Genomic DNA, 17,043 nt, shown 5'->3' with positions numbered 1-17,043 from the left:
AGGCGGCCACGTGTGTGGCAATGCAATCACTGCCGTCACCAGATGTCATTGACTGGAAACACGATTTTCGCAAACACCAAGCTCCCACTGACCAAGTGGTTTCTGGCAATGCACCTGTTGTCACAAACCAAAACAGGCTTGTCAGCAATGGAGCTAAAGCGCCAGTTGGGCGTCAAATATGACACCGCCTGGATGCTCAAGCACAAGCTGCTGCAAGCCATGAAAGAGTCCGATGACAAGCAGCCCATCAGCGGCATCATTCAGCTCGATGATGTCTACTGGGGTGGCGAGCGCCGTGGTGGCAAACGGGGTCGGGGCGCGGCAGGCAAGACGCCGTTTGTGGCAGCAGTGGCCCTGAACAAGGAAGGACATCCAATCAAGATGCGGATGACGGTGGTCGATGGTTTCAAAACCAAGTCCGTTGCTGATTGGGCAAAACGGCATATTGCCAGTGGTAGCGCGGTGATATCCGATGGATTGGCCTGTTTCAAAGCGGTCAAGGAGGCCAATTGTGAGCACCTGGGTGTTGTCACCGGGGGCAACCTGGACTGGCTGGATCATCCGGCATTCAACTGGGTAAACACGATGATAGGAAATGTGAAAAACTCGCTGCGGGGCAGTTGCCATACGCTCGGAGCGAAGCATTTACCAAGGCATCTTGCGGAATACTGCTTCCGGTTTAATCATCGTTTTGACCTCAAGAGCATGTTGGTTGAATTGGGGCATGCAGTCGTGGCAAGCCCTCCGATGCCATATCGGCTCTTGAAGCTGGCTGAGGGTCATGGGTAATCAGGTAGGGAAATTTAGTTTTATCTGGGTGAAGAGATAATTATTTGGCAAATATATCTATGGCAGCAGATCGCGAATGTCACACCCCATAACCCTGGCAAGACGATAAGCCTTTTCCAGGGTGACATTGACCTCACCACGCTCAATTCGTCCTACGTAGCTTCTATCAATTTCGGCCGCATATGCGAGTGCATCTTGCGATACGCCCAATTGAAGCCGTCTATCACGTACAGCATCACCAAATTTTTTTGCTAGCTCTTGCATGTCTCGCCTCTCGCTGGCGAGCACTATCTCTGGTTGTCTGGCTAACGACCACGGATTATAATCCGCAAACGAGTTTAGATTTCCACTAAGTGTTTTCGTTCGAGGCCCAGGATTACTTATGAGCTCCCAGACCGTGTGGTTACCAACCGCGCTCTACACCGCACTCATTCGATGGCAGATGGATGACTTCACTGCGATAGGATTTGTAAATGCCATTTTTGGTGACAAAGCAGAATCGCAGATACGTCAGCGGCGTTATCGTTATACCTTCATTTATCGGCATCTGATCAAGCTCGTAAATAAGGGACTTCTAAAAAGGAAGCATGTTGATGATGGGAAGCGCTGTTCTCATTTCATCAGGACTCCCAAGTTCGATGAAGTGCATTTCAAAGAGGAATTTATTGGGCCTTGTGCGCTTGTAACGGAATCGGGTAAGGAGCGTAAGTCGGAAACGTATGAATCCGTCCTGGAAGGACTGATCGCGAGAGCACAGCACTACCGTAAGGGGTTGCAGGAATATGATTCAATGCTCGCTGAGTACCAGCAATTAAGAGTGGACTTCTCCATATTGGATCCAGCGATTGAAAGGGCCATCAACAATACCGTTGCAGAGAAACGCGATTTGCGGGGCAGGCTGGAGGCCGTGGAGAGGCTTTTGAGGGGGTTGATTGCGTTCAGAAGCGCCTCTTGATGTAACCGTTCAGCGTCAGGGGCTTGATGCACACAGTTCGGAGGGAATGGGGTAATCCGTTTTCTCGATGCGGGCTCGGATAATGGTATGCAGTCACTCTTGGGGTCAATGTCCCAAGCGTTTGGTCGTCTCAACCAACGAAAGTAAGCGTTGACGAAACAGCTCCCCACTCAGGGCGATAACAGCCACGTTGCGCAGTACATGGGCCCAGCAAAGCAGGCGCAGACTCGTGCAGATAAACCGGTAGCCAGCATACAGGCCCGCCACCAATACACCAGCCAACTCCTACTCCAGCAGGCGCTTGGCGACATCAATGCCACGCCCGTTGGCTGTCATAAAACAGACCGCTATCTTGCTCAGAGCCATACACACATAGATCCGATCGATAAGGTTGTCATGAGCCAACACTTTGCTGTGGAGGTGGTGATGAGGGCGTACTCATCCAAAGACCAATAAGGTCGTCATTGGTTGTCCAATGGGGGAGGGGGGGATTTAATTGAGAGGTTATAGAAGTAAAAAAGCCAGCTAATGCTGGCTTTTTTACTTCTGAAAATGGCGTCCCGTGCAGGATTCGAACCTGCGACCATCCGCTTAGCTTACCACTACAGCTTTCACTGCCACCCGAGGGTGTTTGTGGTCTGGACTATATCTTCACCCACAGCATTATCTGTTTGGGTGGAGGGCGCTAATGATGTATTCCGCAATGAGATCGCATTGCACCATCTAGTCTCTGCACCTTCTCTACACGCTTGTAGAGCTTGGCTCAAGATTACCACCGCCATTACGCGCTGAGGCTTCCTTGAATTCACCCTCTCCACTGTATAGGTTTCCCTGTACAGGCTCCTAATAACTTAAAGGCGGATGCTCTATCCGACTGAGCTAACGGGACAAATTTTACAAATCAACAACATCTTAAGAGCTATGCAAAATGGTAACTCTTTTTTGTAAGGAGTAACAGCAAGGCTTTACTAGGTAACCTTACCATCTCTCCAGCCCTTGCCTGCTCTAGTCACCTCAAAAAGTGGTAACACTTTGGGGGTTAGTTTTGCTCTATCCGACTGAGCTAAGGGCGCGTTGTATCAAGAAATCCGGGGATTTCCCGATGAACCTGGTCGGTGATAAAGGATTCGAACCTTTGACCCTCTGGTCCCAAACCAGATGCGCTACCGGGCTGCGCTAATCACCGAAAATTCGCCATCCAGCATACCTTCGGCGGCACCACTGGGCAACGGGCGGGCATCATACCCAAGCGCCAAAGTCAGCGTCAACGACTTTTTCCACCAGTAAATTCAAGTGCCTACTTATTGCCCTCCCTGCGAGAGCCGCTAACACCCACGCCAAAAAAATGCGACAATGCGCCGCAGTTGAACACATGGTGAGTGAAGAACGATGTCTGCCAAAATCATTGATGGAAAACAGGTTGCGCAAACGATTCGCAATCAGGTCGCCGCGCAAGTCCAACAGCGGTTGGCGCAGGGGAAACGGGCACCGGGTCTGGCGGTGATCCTGGTGGGGCTGGATCCGGCCTCCCAAGTCTATGTGGGCAGCAAACGTCGCGCTTGTGAAGAGGTGGGATTTGTCTCCCGCTCCTATGACCTCAGCGCCACGGCGACACAAGCGGAGCTGCTGTCCCTGATCGACCAGCTCAACGAGGATCCGGTAGTGGACGGCATCCTGGTGCAGTTGCCCTTGCCGGCCCACTGCGATACCACCCAGGTGCTGGAGCGCATTCGTCCCGACAAGGACGTTGATGGCTTCCATCCCTACAACGTGGGTCGTCTGGCCCAGCGCATCCCGGCGCTGCGACCCTGCACCCCCAAGGGGATCATGACCCTGATCGAGACCACCGGCGTCAAGACCCATGGTCTGCATGCGGTGGTGGTCGGGGCTTCCAACATCGTGGGGCGCCCCATGACGCTGGAGCTGCTGCTGGCCGGTTGCACCACCACCACCTGTCACCGTTTCACCCAGGATCTGGAGACCCAGGTGCGCCGGGCCGACTTGCTGGTCGTGGCGGTGGGCAAGCCCAACTTCATTCCGGGGGAGTGGGTCAAACCCGGTGCCCTGGTGATCGACGTGGGCATCAACCGCCTTGCGGACGGCTCCCTGGTGGGAGATGTGGAGTATGAGACCGCGCGCAATCACGCCGCCTTCATCACGCCGGTACCGGGTGGCGTGGGCCCCATGACGGTCGCCAGCCTGATGGAGAACACCCTGAGCGCCTGCCAGGATTACCACGACGCCTGATGAGGGCGACGGGCGGAAAAGAGAAAGGGAAGGCATTGCCTTCCCTTTTTTTATTGCGTCACTCCCCTGGATCGCTACTGGATATCAGAGGAGGGCCAGGGCGGCGGCCAGATCGGCAATCAGATCGTCGGCGTCTTCCACCCCGATGCTGAAGCGGATGAGATCGTCATTGACTCCGGCGGCGAGGCGGCTCACCTCGTCCATGGCGGCGTGGGTGGTGCTGGCCGGATGGCAGGCGAGACTCTCGAGATCGCCCAGACTCACCGCCTGCACGAAGAGTTGCAGGTTGTCGAGCAGGGTGGCACAGCGCTCAAACCCGCCTTCCAGCTCGATGCTCACCATGCCGCCAAAGCCGCTGGCGAAGGCGCCGAGGGCATCGTGGCCCGGATGGTTGGCCAGCCCTGGGTAGATCACCTTCTTCACCGCCGGGTGGGCATTCAGGAACTCGGCCACCTTCTGGGCGTTGTGCAGGTGGGCATCCATGCGCAGGGGAAGGGTCTTGACCCCGCGCTGCAGCAGGTAGGCCTCCTGGGGGCCGATGGGGGAGCCGATGTGCTTGAGGGCCACGGTGCGAATCGACTTCATCAGCGCGTGAGAGCCCGCCACCACCCCGGCGATGATGTCGCCGTGGCCGCCCAGGTACTTGGTACCGCTGTGCATGACGATGTCGATGTCAAGCTCGAGCGGGCGCAGCAGGTAGGGGGTAAGGAAGGTGTTGTCACACACCGTGATGGCACCCACCTTGCGGGCCGCCTCCACCACCACCCGCGGATCCACCACCTTGAGGGTGGGATTGGTCAGGGTTTCAAAGAGTACCACCTTGGTGGCGGGGCGGATGTTGGCCAGCAGCGCCTGATCGCTCTCGTAGGCGGTGATCTTGATGCCGGCGCGGCTGAAGGTCTGCTTGAGGAAGGCATCGGTGCCGCCGTAGAGGGGGCCGATATAGGCCACTTCATCACCGCTGTCGGCCAGGGCATACATGATGGCACTCACCGCCGCCATGCCGCTGGCCACCACCAGTGCCTCATCTGCACCTTCGAGGGCTGCCAGCTTCTGCTCCAACTCGGCAGTGGTAGGGTTGCCAAAGCGGCTGTAGATGAAGCCGGGGGCTTGACCTGCGAAGCGCTCCTTGCCCGCCTGGGCGTTGAAGTAGCTGAAGGTGCTGCTCTGGTAGAGCGGGGTGGTGAGGGCGCCGGTCTGGGGATCGATCCGCTGGCCGCTGTGCACGCTCATGGTCTTGAATTTCATTTTTTTACTCCGTCATTGTCAGGTCGTTGCCCGACTGCTTGTGTTATCCGGGGCGCCGTCGCGCCCCTTTTTTAATGTCGAGTGGCGGGTTGTCAGACTAGCGCTGGCTCGCGCTGCGGCTCGCCTGCATAGTGGCGGGCCGCCACATCCGGGTGGGAGCGCAGCCTCCCCTTGAGCACGTTCTCCCCCACCTGATAAAAGAGCGGGTTGGCGGGATCGCTCTGGGGCCCTTCGGCCAGCGCCGCCAGCTCGGGGGAGAGGCTAAGCAGTGGCACAGTCGCATCCAGCCTTGCCGCCATGAAGAAGGCGCAGGAGAGGCGCGATACCCCGGGAGGTGGGCTCACCACCCGGTGCAGGGTGGCCTTGAGGTAGCCGTCGGACGCGAGCTCCAGCAGCTCGCCGATGTTGACCACCAGGGCGCCCGGCAGGGGGGGCGCGGGGATCCAGCCATCCGCCGTCTCCACTTCGAGCCCGGAGTGATCGTCCTGCATCACCAGGGTCAGGTAGCCGGGATCCTTGTGGGCACCTACCCCCTGACCACTGCTGCCTTCCGGTTGTCCGGGGTAGTGAATGAGCTTCATGTGCTGGTAGGGGGCACCGCGAATGCTCTCGTCAAATACCCCGGCGGGCTGCCCCAGCACCTCTGCGAAGGCGTCCAGCAGGGTGAGGGTGATGTCGCTCAGTCGATCCTGCCATGCCAGCAGACGTGTCTTCATCTCGGGCAGGGCGGCGGGCCACTGATTGGGGCCGATGAGGCGCTGCCAGGGTTCACGAATGTGCGCCACAGGCAGGGCCTGGGCCTCGTTCATGATATCGAACTGCTCCCGCAGATCCGGCCGTGCCCGGGTGAGCTCTGCCCCCACCTGGTTGTAACCGCGAAAGTGGGGGGAGTGGACCATCTGCACCGCCAGTTTTTCTTCAAGTGACAGGGCGAAGAAGCGGGCGGCGAGCGCCAGGGTCTCCTGGCGCGCCGATTCGCTCAGATCATGGCCCACCAGATAGAAAAAGCCCACTTCGCGGGCGGCCTGGCCAAGCTGCGTCAGCATCTGGCTGCGTGCAGCCGGGGTGCCCTTGAGGGCGGCGAGATCGATGATCGGCAATGATGGGGTGGTCATGGGCATCTCCTCACTTTCCGTGAACGGGGTCTGCGTGCCCCGGCGTGCGGGGTGTTGCGAAACCGGGGCGCACTCTTCTTGAGTGGCGCCGTTTGGGTTGAGGGTGATGCTACTGTTCGAGGTTATAAGGTGGAAGCAATAAAATATTCTTAGTTATATACAAAATTCGAAATGGAATTCGGACTTGAGCGAATGGAACGAGCAACGGGCGGCTCAGGCGGCGATCTGCCGTACCGGGTGAGAGCGACATTGGCGTGACGGGATAGACGCGGGAGAGAAAAGGCGGAGGGAGGCATCCGCCTCCCTCCGTGTGACTGTCATGGGAAGGGTTGCTGGCGCGCCTTTCCTCAATAACCCAGGGTGAAACGCTGGCGCAGGTGAGCCGGTGCTTGCGCCTCGTTCAGCACCCCGTCCGCCAGATCGCCGACCGTGATCCCGGCGGGCTGCTCGCCGCTGAACAACACCTGATCCGTGCCAAGGCGGTAACCGCCGCGCTTCTCGCCGGGTTCGAGGAACACCGGTGGGGAGACGAAACGCCAGTCGAGGGTGGTTTCCCGGCGAAGGGCGGTGAGACCATCCCGGGCCGCGAGGGCCCCTTGCTTCCACTCTGCCGGGAACTCCGGGGTGTCCACCAGCTGCACGCCCGGGGCGATTTCCAGACTGCCGGCACCGCCGACCACCAGCAGCCAGCTGTTGGCCGCGACGGCGGCGGCCACGATGGCGCTGGCCCCCTTGAGGTACTGATCGTAGATGTCCGGGGCACTCCAGCCCGGGTTGTAGGCACTGATCACCCGATCGTGCCCCTTGAGCACCCTGGCCAGTGCCTGGCTGTCCTGGGCGTCCACCGCCACGGCGGTGACTTGCGGGTGAGCGGCGACCTTGCTCACGTCACGCACGATGGCGGTGACCTGATGACCGCGGCTGACGGCCTCCTGGAGGATGGCTGAACCGACAAAACCGCTGGCACCGATGAGGGCAATCTTCATGGGAATTCTCCTTCACTGTGGGAATGGGGCTATCCTACGCCCCCGAGTGTGATTTAATAATCCAGTTAAAATTGCATTCACTTGTAAGCAGGGCTTCATAATGGATCAGCTCAGACGCTACGCCATCTTCGCCGCCGTGGTGGAGGCGGGCAGCATGACCGGCGCCGCCAAGGCCCTCGGCATGACCCCGTCCGCCGTCAGCCAGCATATCAGTCAACTGGAGAGCCAGCTCGGTCTGCCCCTGCTGCACCGCTCCACCCGCCGCCTCAGCCTGACCGAGGCGGGGGAGGTGGTGTGGCAGGGTTGCCAGTCGTTGCAGCAGACCTTGAACGACACCGAGCTGCGCCTCTCGGAGGTGCGCGACAGCCTGCTCGGAGAAGTGCGGATCACCGCGCCGGTGGGGATGGCGGGCCAGCCCCTGGCGCGGGCGCTCTCGCCACTGCTGCAGGCGCACCCGGGCCTGGGCATCCAGATCATTGCCGACGACGAGAAGCGGGATCTCATCAAGGATCGCATCGACGTGGCGCTGCGGGTCGGCACGCTTGAAGATTCCACCCTGGTGGCACGCAGGCTGGGTCAGACCCGGATGCTGCTGTGTGCCTCGCCCGCCTATCTGGCACGCAAGGGCACGCCGCGCAGCCCGGCGGATCTGCTGGCCCACGACTGGCTGGCCTCGGACATGCTGGGGGGCGGGATACTGCTGCTGGACGAGAAGGGGGAGGCCCACAAGGTCAAGCCCAAGCCCAGGGTGCTGTGCAACAACGTCTTGCCTCTGCGCCAGTTTACCCTGGCAGGGCAGGGGATTTCGCTGCAACCGGAAGGTGAAATAGAAGAAGATCTCGCCACCGGTCGGTTGCTCGTGCTGCTGCCGGGCTTTTTGGCCCCTCCTATGGAGATCCATGCCATCACCCCCCAGCGGGAGATCCCGGAGAAGGTGCGGCGGGTGATCAGCGCCCTTCGCAGCCACTTTGCCGAGCATGGCCAGAGCCGTCTACCCTGAGCGGGGCGGGATGAATAGCCAGGCGGTGCGCCGGCCTTGCGGTCGGCGCGACACCCCTGTTTAATGTGGCCCTCCCGGGCCAGAGCGCCCTCTGCTGGCGTGGTCTCAAGCGCATCATGACACCGACTTCTCCCCACCCACTCCGTGAGCCGGCACCCGAGGCGCGCGCCCACCTCACCCGCATCGAGCGAGTGCTCGACTACATCCATGCCAATCTGGATCAGCCGCTCTCCCTGGAGGCGCTGGCCCGGCAGAGCTGCTGGTCCCGCTGGCAGTTGCAACGGGTATTCCTGCATGAGACGGGCCAGACGGTGGCTCACTATGTGCGCGAGCTGAAGCTGAGCATGGCGGCGGAGGCGCTGCTCTCCACCCGGCTGCGGGTGCTGGATGTGGCGCTGGATCACGGGTTTGGCTCCGAAGTGAGTTTCAGCCGCGCCTTCAAGCAGCAATTTGGCTGCTCGCCGCTGGCGTATCGCAAGCGGGGCCTGCGGCTGGGGCTGCGCACGCCCCTGATGCGGGCGGCGGTCCCCCGCTCTGCCTCTCCCAACCTGGTGCAGGTGCGCATAGAGAGCCTGCCGGCGTTCACCTTGCAGGGGGTCAGGGGCACGATCCGGGGGTTGTTCGATGCCTCACCGGATTTTCAGCAGACGGTGCCCGCCATCTGGCGAGCGCTGCGCGAGACGGGGGCGCTGGACTTGTCGAGGGAATGGCTGGGGGTGGTGGATGTGTCGGGGGCAGGGGAGCGGCTGCCTTACTGGGCCGGAGTGGCCACGACGGCGCCTACGCCCCCCGGCCTGTCGAGTCTCAACGTGCCGGCCCAGGAGTATGCCGTGCTCACCCACAAAGGACCCATTGCCCAGCTGGGGGAGAGCCTGCACTGGTTCATCCTGCACTGGCTGCCGGAGTCGGCATACCGGGGGCTGGACGGTTTCGAACTGGAGCGCTATGCCCCCGGCTTTGACGGCCAGCAGCCCGACGCCACCATGGAGTACTGGCTGCCCGTCGCCCCCCGTTAGGGAAGGAGGCTCACCCCGGCATGGCGCCGGGATGGCTCCGGGCGTGTGGCGCTGGCCAGGAGATCAGTGAACTGGGCCGGTGGCAGCGGCTTGGCGAAGTAGAAGCCCTGCAGGTAGTCGATGCCATAGTGGCGTGCCATCTCGACCTGCTCCTGGGTCTCCACCCCCTCGGCGACCAGAGCCAGCCCCATGCGATGGGCGAGATCCAGGATGTTTTCGACGATATGGCGGGAGGGACCTTCCTCTTTCATTCCCTTGATAAAGCTGCGATCGATTTTGATGATGTCCACATGGAACATCTGCAGATAGCAAAGGCTGGAGTGGCCGGTGCCAAAGTCATCGATGGCGATGAGCACGCCCAGCTCGTCCAGGGCATCGAAGATGGCGCGGGTCTGCTCGTCCGCATCCACCATCTCCCGCTCCGTCACCTCGAGCACCAGACGCAGATCCTGGCCCGGGAAGGCGCGAAGAAAGTCGCGGCACTCGGCGACGATGTCCTGGTTTTTGAAGTGCTGGGCGCAGACATTGACGGCGACGTGAAAGCCGGGGGGCAGCCTGTCGGCCACCCCGACCAGATAATCCCGGGTCTGGGCCATCAACTGGCGGGTCATGGGTACTATGTAGCCGCACTCCTCCGCGAGGGGAATGAAGTGGTTGGGGGCAATCATCCCTTGTGTGGGATGACGCCAGCGCATCAGCACTTCACAACCGCGCAGGCGCCCCTGCCTGTCCATCACGGGTTGCAGGTGGGGGATGAACTCCCGGGCCGCCATGGCTCTGGCAAGCTCGCTGCGGGGGGAGCCGCTGCGCCCCCTCAGATAGAAGGTGAGCAGCCCCAGCAACAGCGCCAGCACAGGGGCGGCAAGCAGGTTCTCCTGGTTGTACGCCCAGGCAAACGCGAGCACTTCCTTGTAACCGTTGAGCGCCACCAGGCGATAGGGATGAGCGGTGGGCTCGCTCTGTTGCAGACGTTGTCCCCCTTCCAGCAGGCGGGCTGCGGGCAGGGTCCTGCCGTGGCCATCGAGGGCCTGGTCCCCGAGGAGGAAGAAGAGGTTGTCCTCTCCCATCACGGCCTGCAAGGCGCCGAAGATGTGGAAGCCGTCCAGCTCCACCAGCAGGGTGCGATCGCCGGATGGCTGACGGTAGAGGATGGCGGTCTGCCCGGTGATGGGGCTGTGTCTGGCGAGGGTCAGCGTCTGGTTGCCCGCCGGGCCGCGAGGAATATCCCGGGTGAGGATGGGCCTGTGCAGGGTGGAACAGCGCAGTTGCTGCCCCTCCAGCACATAGAGTGCCCGCGCATAGGGGGAGGCGGTGATGAGATCGCGCAGGGCCAGTTGCTCATCCTGGCAGCGGCCCATGGCGAGGGGGCGGGCGGCCTCGACCAGGGACTGACTGTCGTTGATGGCGCTCTCTATCATGGCCCGGGCATGGCTCAGGCTGCGCGCGTTGTCCTTGCGAAGGCCGCTGGCCGCCTGCAGAAGGTTGAGGGCGGTGAGGCCGACCAGCAAGAGGAGCCCGAGCACGATGGCCAGACGCAGGCGCTGTGCCAGGGGATCAGTCGGCATAATGCACCCGATTTTTGCCGGCATCCTTGGCCTGATAGAGCGCTTGGTCGACCCGCGCCAGCAGTTGCTCAGCGGACTCCTGTCGCCACAGTCCCAACCCGTCAGCGGACTCCTGTCGCCACCTCTGCAGTCCCAATCCGGCAGAGAAAGTCACCACCAGTCCCGGTTCGCGCCATGGCCGCCGTGCCACCTGGGTGCGCCACTGCTCGAGCAGCGTCAGTGCTGTGGCGCTGTCCTCCCCGGGAATGATGATGGCCAGCTCCTCGCCGCCGTAGCGGTAGAGGGTGGCCTCCTGGCCTGCAATCTGCCGCCCTTCCTGGGCCACCACCCGCAGGACGTCGTCACCGACCGGGTGGCCGTGGGTGTCATTGATGGATTTGAAGTTGTCCAGATCGATCAACCCCAGGCAGAAAGGGCGGCCGGCGATAAGCTGGTCGTCGAGTGCCTTGTCAAAGCAGCGGCGATTGAACAGGCCCGTCAGGGCATCCGTGTTGGATGCTTCCACGGCTTCCTGCATCTGGCGATGGCCGCTCTGGATCTCCTGGCGCAACTGATCCCCCGGTTTGCCCGAGTGGATGCGTCCGGTGCGCATCAGGGCGATGATCTCGAAGATCATCTTGTTGAGCACATGACGCAAGGACCACCAGCAGAGCAGGCAGACCAGCAAGCAGCCTATCACGGTGATCTGGAGCTGGTAGGACTCGCTGCTACTGGCCTCCTTGAACCTGGCATCACTGATGGCATAGATGATGAACCAGTCCGGGTTGGAGAAGGAGTAGTAATAGATGTGGGTCTGGCGCTTTGCATCGAAGAGGTGGTCGGCGCCGTTGGTCATCTGCTCGATGAGCCCGTTGTCCACGTGATGGCGAAACAGGTTCCCCACATCCGAGTGCAGCAGGATGTCGCCCGCCCGATCGACCAGGTAGAACTCCCCCTTGAGAGGGCTCATGAGCTGGCGCAGGGGATAGCTCATCTGCTCGAGATCCACGTCCATGGCCAGGGTGCCGAGGAAGAATCCCTCCTTGTTGATCAGGGGGCGGGAGACGGAGACCGTCCTGCTCTTGTCGTCGTACTTGCTGGGGTAGTGGTCGGTGTAGTGCACGAAGAGGGTGCGGGAGGCCGCGGAGAGAAACCAGGGGCGCTCCCTGGCATCAAAGTCCTCTTCGACCGGCAGATGGGGAATGGAATTGAAGCGCCCCTGGTTGTCGGCAACTAGGATACTTCTGACGCTGGGCATGAGAGAGTGTGTCTGCATCAGCGACGAGCGCAGCGGTGTATTCTTCTGACTAAGAAAATCATCCATGTTTTGATTGTCGATGATATTACCCGTCTCGTTGAGAGCGTGTTCAAGAGGCTTGAATTGCAGCTCGATGAACTTGGTCGCCATGTTGTGCACGAACATGGCCGCCACCTTGTTGTACTTGCGCTCGGCAGAGGTCCGGATGCTGACACTGACGGCCATCAGGGCGATAAGCAGGGTCAGGATGATGACTCCGAAGGTGACGTTGAGCTGGGTATCGCAGTGCAGATTTTGGTGGGCGGTCTCATTCATAGGCGTGTGCTGATGGCTTGGTATTGTCTCAATCAGGGCTGATAAAAGGGTGGGCATGCTATCGCCTCCTTTATCAATAGCGATTGACCAGGATCAACAAGGGGAGGGAGAACGCGACCATACTTGTCTGATGAGTGTGAATATGGGGGTTAAAATGCCGCCATGTTCTGAATATGTGATGGTTACTTGCTAGTTGGCTGTGAAAGTGAAGGCGGTGACCTTCATCAGGCGGCCATGATGAGCCCTCCCTGAGAGCTTCGACGGCGTTGCCATCTTGCCTCCGATAGGAGATGGCGTGCCTGCCACCCTCGCTTTTCCCGCTTCCCCGTCAACATGCCCCAAATTGTTAATATCGGGGCAAAATAGAACAATAAAATGCAAATGATATTTGTTACTATTCACATGCAGTAAGTAATCGAGGATCAGATGCAGCTTGTTCACCCCCCTTTGACCCTGGTCGCCGTGACCATCTCCACCCTGCTTGCAGGCTCTGTACAGGCCGCCGCGTCCGACAGCCAGGATACGGCCACCGCCGACGAGACCCTGACCGTGCTCGGCCAGACCTATCGCAACACCGCGACCAAGACCCGGCTCGACCCCATCGAGACGCCCCAGGCCATCTCGGTGGTGGATGGGGAGACCCTGTCGCTGCGCGGTGTCAGTTCGGTGAGCGAGGCGCTGCGCTACGTGCCCGGCGTCAACACCGAGCTGCGGGGCGGGGCGGTCAACCGGCTGGATCTGTTCAACATCCGTGGCTTTGACAACTACCAGAACTTCTATGACGGCCTGCTGCTCCAGTACAACGACTGGAACCTGCAACCCCAGATCGATCCGGTGGCCATCGAGCAGCTGGAGGTGTTCAAGGGGCCGACATCGGTGCTCTATGGCAGCATGCCCCCCGGCGGCATGGTCAACCTCATCGCCAAGCGCCCCCAGCGGGAGAGCAAGCACAACGTGAGCGTGGCGACCGGCACGGGCACCCTCAAGGAGATGACCCTCGACAGCACCGGTGCCATCAACGAGCAGCTTGCCTATCGGCTGGTGGGACTGGCCCGGGAGAAGGATGGCCAGGCGGTGACCTCGAAGGAGGAGCGCTACGTCTTTGCGCCGTCCCTGGACTGGCAGCTCGGCGAGCGCACCCTGCTGAACCTCAACCTTTACTACCAGAAGGATCCCGAGGCCGGCATCTACACCACTGTGCCCGCCAGCGGCTCGGCCAAGTCCAATCCCCTGGGGCAGCTTGGCAGCGACACCTTCCTTGGCGACGAGAACTGGAACGAGTACAACCGGGATGTGACCCTGCTGGGCTACAAGCTGAGCCACGACTTCAACGAGCGCTGGCAGGTGCTGCAAAATGCCCGCTACATGGATGCGTCCGCCTATCAGCGCAACACCTACAACGCGGCCCTGGCGGCGGACAACCGCACCCTGGCCCGCAACGCCTATCTCACCGATGAAGACTCTCGCGGCGTTGTCATCGACAACCAGCTGGCGGGCAAGGTACAGACGGGCTCTGCCCAGCACAACCTGCTGCTCGGGGTCGATTACCAGTACCTGGATGCCCATGTCCTCTACCGGGATACCCTCGACTACTCGGCGCCCAGCATCGACATTTTCAACCCGAACCATAGCCAGATAGTCCCAGGGGCACTCACTTTCAACTACCAGGATAAAAAGGTGATCCGTCAGTCCCAGACCGGCGTCTATCTGCAGGATCAGGTGCGCCTCGATCGGCTGGTGGCCATCGGCGGCGCCCGCTACGACCGCTACCGGATGGACACCGACAGCCGGACCCTCTATCAGGGGGCGGACAGCCAGTCCCTGGCCCACATCGATCAGGACAACCTCTCCTTCCGCGTCGGCGCCCTCTATGAGCTGGATGGTGGCTTCTCCCCCTATGCGAGCTATGCCGAGAGTTTCGAGCCGGTGCCGGGGGCGGACAAGCAGGGCCAGGCGTTCAAACCGGCGACCGGTCATCAGTGGGAAGGGGGCGTCAAGTTCCTCTCCGATGACATGAGCAAGACGGCGACCCTGTCGGCGTTCCACATCACCAAGAAGAACGCCCTGGTGACGGATCCGGACAATGTCTACGGGCCCAAGCTGCAGACCGGGGAGACGGTCTCCAGGGGCATCGAGCTTGAGGGGAGAGCCGATCTCACCAGCCAGCTGGATCTGGCCCTCAACTACACCCTGATGGACATGGAGATCACGCGTGACACCACCACGTTGCAGGGCAAGACGCCGGTCTGGGTCCCCAGACAGATGGCGTCGCTGTGGAGCAACTACTACCCCGGCGGCAACCTCGAGGGGATGCGGGTGGGCGCCGGCCTGCGCTACGTGGGGGAGGCCGAGATGGATGCCGCCAACACCGACAAGGTACCGGACTACCTCCTGATGGACATGTCCGCCTCCTACGATCTTGCCGCCCTCAGCGCAAGCCTGAAGGGGATGGGGGTATCGCTTGGCGCCAGCAACCTGTTCAACAAGACCTACTACTCCTGCTACGACCAGAACAACTGCTGGTTCGGGGCCGAACGAAGCGTGGAGGCGCGACTCAAATACGCATTCTGACCTTGCGCCCCGGCACGCGCCCGGGGCCCTTTCAACGAATGGGCGAGGAGAGGGGGCGCGGTGTGCCGCGCGGCCTTGGCCAGGAGAAAGCGGACGCGGAACGCGCCCTCGTCTCGGATCACCAGGCCCTGTTCGCGGCGGCGGCCAGCCTGATCCCATCCCTCAAGGGGAACCTGGTGGCAGCCGGTGACGTGCGCCCGCCACTCACGGATGTCGCCGGGGCGACGTCGGCCGCGGTGGCCGCAGCCCTCCATGCTCACTGGCAGCAGGCACACCCGGAGGCGGGGCCCGCCTACTGGCTCACCCGCAGCTGGGGCATGCTCTGCTGGCAGTCCATCTATCTCGCCATGGTGGCCGTCTACCGCCATCAGGCCGTGCCAGCCCTCGACAGGCTGGGACAGGGGCATGAGGCCGGCGTGGTATCGGGCTTTACCCTGCCGGCCGAGCCCATGATCAGAGGGGAGGCCGGCGTGTTGATCAAAACGGCCGGGGAGCGACTCCAGGCGCACTGGCAGGGGCTGTTCACCCTCCTTGGGACGGCGCAGCGGCTGCGCCCCGGTTTCGTGCGCCCGCTCCTGGCGGACGATCTGCTGGCGGCCCTGGTGCGGGTGCCCGATTTCTTCGGGGAGGTGAGTCGGGAGGAGGTGAGGGCCCATGCCCCCCTCTGGCTTGAATCCTGTGGCCTGCCGTCGGCACATCTGACGGGTTGGCGCGAGGCGGGGCTGCCTCGGGACGAAGCCTTCCCGGGCTATGTGCGCCAGCGCTGCTGCCTGCACTACAAGCGCCGGGATGGGGAACTGTGTGGCAACTGCCCGCGAAGGCTGGGTGGGGTGAGGGGTGACGAGTGCTGATACCCGACTCTTCGTCTGCGCTGGCAACCCGTGATGAAAGCCGCCTGATCCTGGCGGCTTTTTTGTGCCCGGCTTACTGGACAGCCATCCGGGTGCGGATGCGCTCGAACAGGCTCTGCAGGCAGGCCTGATCTTTGTCGGCGGCGCGCACGGCGCCATACATGTGGCGGCGAATGCCCTCCCCGAGAGGGCGCGCCTCAAGCAGGCCCTGGCGCACGAACTCCTCGCTGGCCCAGCGGGGCAGGGCGGCGAGCCCGAGCCCGGCGGCGGCCATCTGCAGCATGACAGAGGTGTTGTCCACCGGTTTGCAGCGGGCGGGCTCCACCCCGGCCGGTTGCAGGAAACGGCTGAACACGTCCATGCGCGCCCGCTCCACCGGATAGACCAGCAGCACCTCCGGCCGCAGATCGTCCGGTGCGATGCGCCGCTGCTGGCAGAGGGGGTGATCCGGCGCCATCACCAGGGTGAGATCGAAGGCGAACAGCGGCTCGAAGTGAAGATCCCCGCGGGCCTGCACATCCGAGGTGAGCAGCAGATCGAGCTGGCCGCCAAGCAGGGCACTGATGGCATCGAAACCCGGCACCGACTCCACCTCCAGATCCACGCCGGGCCACTGGCGGCGAAAGTCCGGCAACAGCGGCAGCAGCCACTGGATGCAGCTGTGGCAATCGAGGGCCAGATGCAGCCTGCCCGCCTCGCCGCTGTGCAGGGCGACCAGCTGGCGCTCGGTCTGGGCCAGGGCGGGCAGCACCTGACGGGCCAGGGCCAGCAGATGCTGGCCTGCCGCCGTCAGCACCAGAGGGCGGCTTTTTCGAAGAAACAGCTCCAGATTGAGGCGGGTCTCCAACTCCTTGAGCTGGTGGGAGAGGGCGGACTGGGTGAGGTTGAGGGTGAGTGCGGCCCCGGCCAGGGACCCTTGCTCGGCCAGGGCGCTGATGGTCTTCAGGTGTTTGAGATCGATGCCCAGATTGCTGCTCTGAGGGGGGCTGGATGGGGTGGGCGCGACCATGGCACTGCTCCTTTGTGCGTCAGTTGAGAAATTCTTGAGAGCCAGTTGAAGAGGATTCAATAGCCAAGGTCACCTTATCTTGTCATTTTGGATGTGTAAACATCTGGATGGCCAAACAATCCAGATCCTCATCAGATAA

Annotated in this window: 15 protein-coding genes, 1 tRNA gene and 1 pseudogene; 7 read left to right on the top strand and 10 right to left on the bottom strand. The window is 61.6% G+C overall.

Features of this window, described 5'->3' with window-relative positions; translation table 11 throughout:
* On the top strand, positions 1-789 hold a 789-nt coding region (locus tag J9893_RS17895; protein WP_210621932.1), incomplete at its 5' end, for an IS1595-like element ISKpn3 family transposase.
* Between the two features lie 57 nt (positions 790-846).
* Here the strand turns inward: J9893_RS17895 and J9893_RS17890 are convergent.
* Positions 847-1,053, bottom strand: a complete 207-nt coding sequence (locus J9893_RS17890; protein WP_005895552.1) for a helix-turn-helix transcriptional regulator — start codon at positions 1,051-1,053, stop codon at positions 847-849.
* A 118-nt stretch (positions 1,054-1,171) separates the two neighbouring features.
* Here J9893_RS17890 and J9893_RS17885 point away from each other — a divergent pair, with 118 nt between their 5' ends.
* Positions 1,172-1,744 carry a hypothetical protein gene (locus tag J9893_RS17885; RefSeq protein WP_042648831.1) on the top strand — a complete coding sequence of 191 codons (573 nt, stop codon included), beginning with the start codon at positions 1,172-1,174 and terminating at the stop codon, positions 1,742-1,744.
* Between the two features lie 15 nt (positions 1,745-1,759).
* Here J9893_RS17885 and J9893_RS21795 read toward each other — a convergent pair.
* Positions 1,760-2,128, bottom strand: a pseudogene (locus J9893_RS21795) (transposase); the annotation flags it as partial.
* 725 nt (positions 2,129-2,853) lie between these two features.
* Positions 2,854-2,930, bottom strand: a tRNA-Pro gene (locus J9893_RS17875).
* A 203-nt stretch (positions 2,931-3,133) separates the two neighbouring features.
* Here J9893_RS17875 and folD point away from each other — a divergent pair.
* Positions 3,134-3,991, top strand: a complete 858-nt coding sequence (gene folD / locus J9893_RS17870) for a bifunctional methylenetetrahydrofolate dehydrogenase/methenyltetrahydrofolate cyclohydrolase FolD (RefSeq protein WP_210599928.1) — start codon at positions 3,134-3,136, stop codon at positions 3,989-3,991.
* 84 nt (positions 3,992-4,075) lie between these two features.
* Here folD and J9893_RS17865 read toward each other — a convergent pair whose 3' ends face one another.
* The 3 genes from J9893_RS17865 to J9893_RS17855 form a co-directional block, all read right to left on the bottom strand.
* Positions 4,076-5,239: an aminotransferase class I/II-fold pyridoxal phosphate-dependent enzyme gene (locus tag J9893_RS17865; RefSeq protein WP_210599929.1), complete on the bottom strand. Its 1,164-nt coding sequence runs from the start codon at positions 5,237-5,239 to the stop codon at positions 4,076-4,078.
* 92 nt (positions 5,240-5,331) lie between these two features.
* Positions 5,332-6,354 (bottom strand): 2-oxoglutarate and iron-dependent oxygenase domain-containing protein, encoded by a 1,023-nt coding sequence (locus J9893_RS17860; RefSeq protein WP_042863959.1) that lies wholly within the window; start codon positions 6,352-6,354, stop codon positions 5,332-5,334.
* A 347-nt stretch (positions 6,355-6,701) separates the two neighbouring features.
* The gene (locus tag J9893_RS17855) at positions 6,702-7,340 is read right to left on the bottom strand and encodes an NAD(P)-dependent oxidoreductase (RefSeq protein ID WP_041211536.1); all 639 of its coding nucleotides are present in this window, start codon (positions 7,338-7,340) and stop codon (positions 6,702-6,704) included.
* A 100-nt stretch (positions 7,341-7,440) separates the two neighbouring features.
* Between J9893_RS17855 and J9893_RS17850 the strand changes: the two genes are divergently transcribed.
* Complete coding sequence (locus tag J9893_RS17850; protein ID WP_103858843.1) at positions 7,441-8,340, top strand: LysR family transcriptional regulator; 900 nt, start codon at positions 7,441-7,443, stop codon at positions 8,338-8,340.
* Between the two features lie 116 nt (positions 8,341-8,456).
* Entirely contained in the window at positions 8,457-9,356 is a 900-nt protein-coding gene (locus J9893_RS17845; RefSeq protein ID WP_210599930.1) for an AraC family transcriptional regulator, read from the top strand.
* On the opposite strand, the gene J9893_RS17840 is transcribed toward J9893_RS17845, so the two are convergent.
* The 3 genes from J9893_RS17840 to J9893_RS17830 form a co-directional block, all read right to left on the bottom strand.
* Positions 9,353-10,921, bottom strand: coding sequence for a cyclic diguanylate phosphodiesterase (locus J9893_RS17840; protein ID WP_210599931.1), 1,569 nt, complete (start codon positions 10,919-10,921; stop codon positions 9,353-9,355). The genes J9893_RS17845 and J9893_RS17840 overlap by 4 nt on opposite strands.
* On the bottom strand, positions 10,911-12,473 hold the full coding sequence (locus J9893_RS17835) for a sensor domain-containing diguanylate cyclase (RefSeq protein ID WP_210599932.1): 1,563 nt from the start codon (positions 12,471-12,473) through the stop codon (positions 10,911-10,913). Before J9893_RS17835 ends, J9893_RS17840 begins: the two co-directional genes overlap by 11 nt.
* A gap of 189 nt (positions 12,474-12,662) precedes the next feature.
* Positions 12,663-12,914: a hypothetical protein gene (locus tag J9893_RS17830; protein WP_210599933.1), complete on the bottom strand. Its 252-nt coding sequence runs from the start codon at positions 12,912-12,914 to the stop codon at positions 12,663-12,665.
* On the opposite strand from J9893_RS17830, the gene J9893_RS17825 reads away from it, so the two are divergent.
* Positions 12,900-15,044, top strand: a complete 2,145-nt coding sequence (locus J9893_RS17825; protein WP_210599934.1) for a TonB-dependent siderophore receptor — start codon at positions 12,900-12,902, stop codon at positions 15,042-15,044. The genes J9893_RS17830 and J9893_RS17825 overlap by 15 nt on opposite strands.
* A 62-nt stretch (positions 15,045-15,106) precedes the next feature.
* The gene (locus tag J9893_RS17820; RefSeq protein WP_328222756.1) at positions 15,107-15,895 is read left to right on the top strand and encodes a siderophore ferric iron reductase; all 789 of its coding nucleotides are present in this window, start codon (positions 15,107-15,109) and stop codon (positions 15,893-15,895) included.
* 73 nt (positions 15,896-15,968) lie between these two features.
* On the opposite strand, the gene J9893_RS17815 is transcribed toward J9893_RS17820, so the two are convergent.
* Positions 15,969-16,904 (bottom strand): LysR substrate-binding domain-containing protein, encoded by a 936-nt coding sequence (locus J9893_RS17815; RefSeq protein ID WP_210599936.1) that lies wholly within the window; start codon positions 16,902-16,904, stop codon positions 15,969-15,971.
* Between the last annotated feature and the right edge of the window lie 139 nt (positions 16,905-17,043).

The organism is Aeromonas sp. MaB10011B (genome assembly GCF_017939325.1).
Lineage (GTDB): Bacteria > Pseudomonadota > Gammaproteobacteria > Enterobacterales > Aeromonadaceae > Aeromonas > Aeromonas caviae.
The sequence above is the reverse complement of the archived record's forward strand: the minus strand, read 5'-3'. Positions and strand labels throughout refer to the sequence as shown.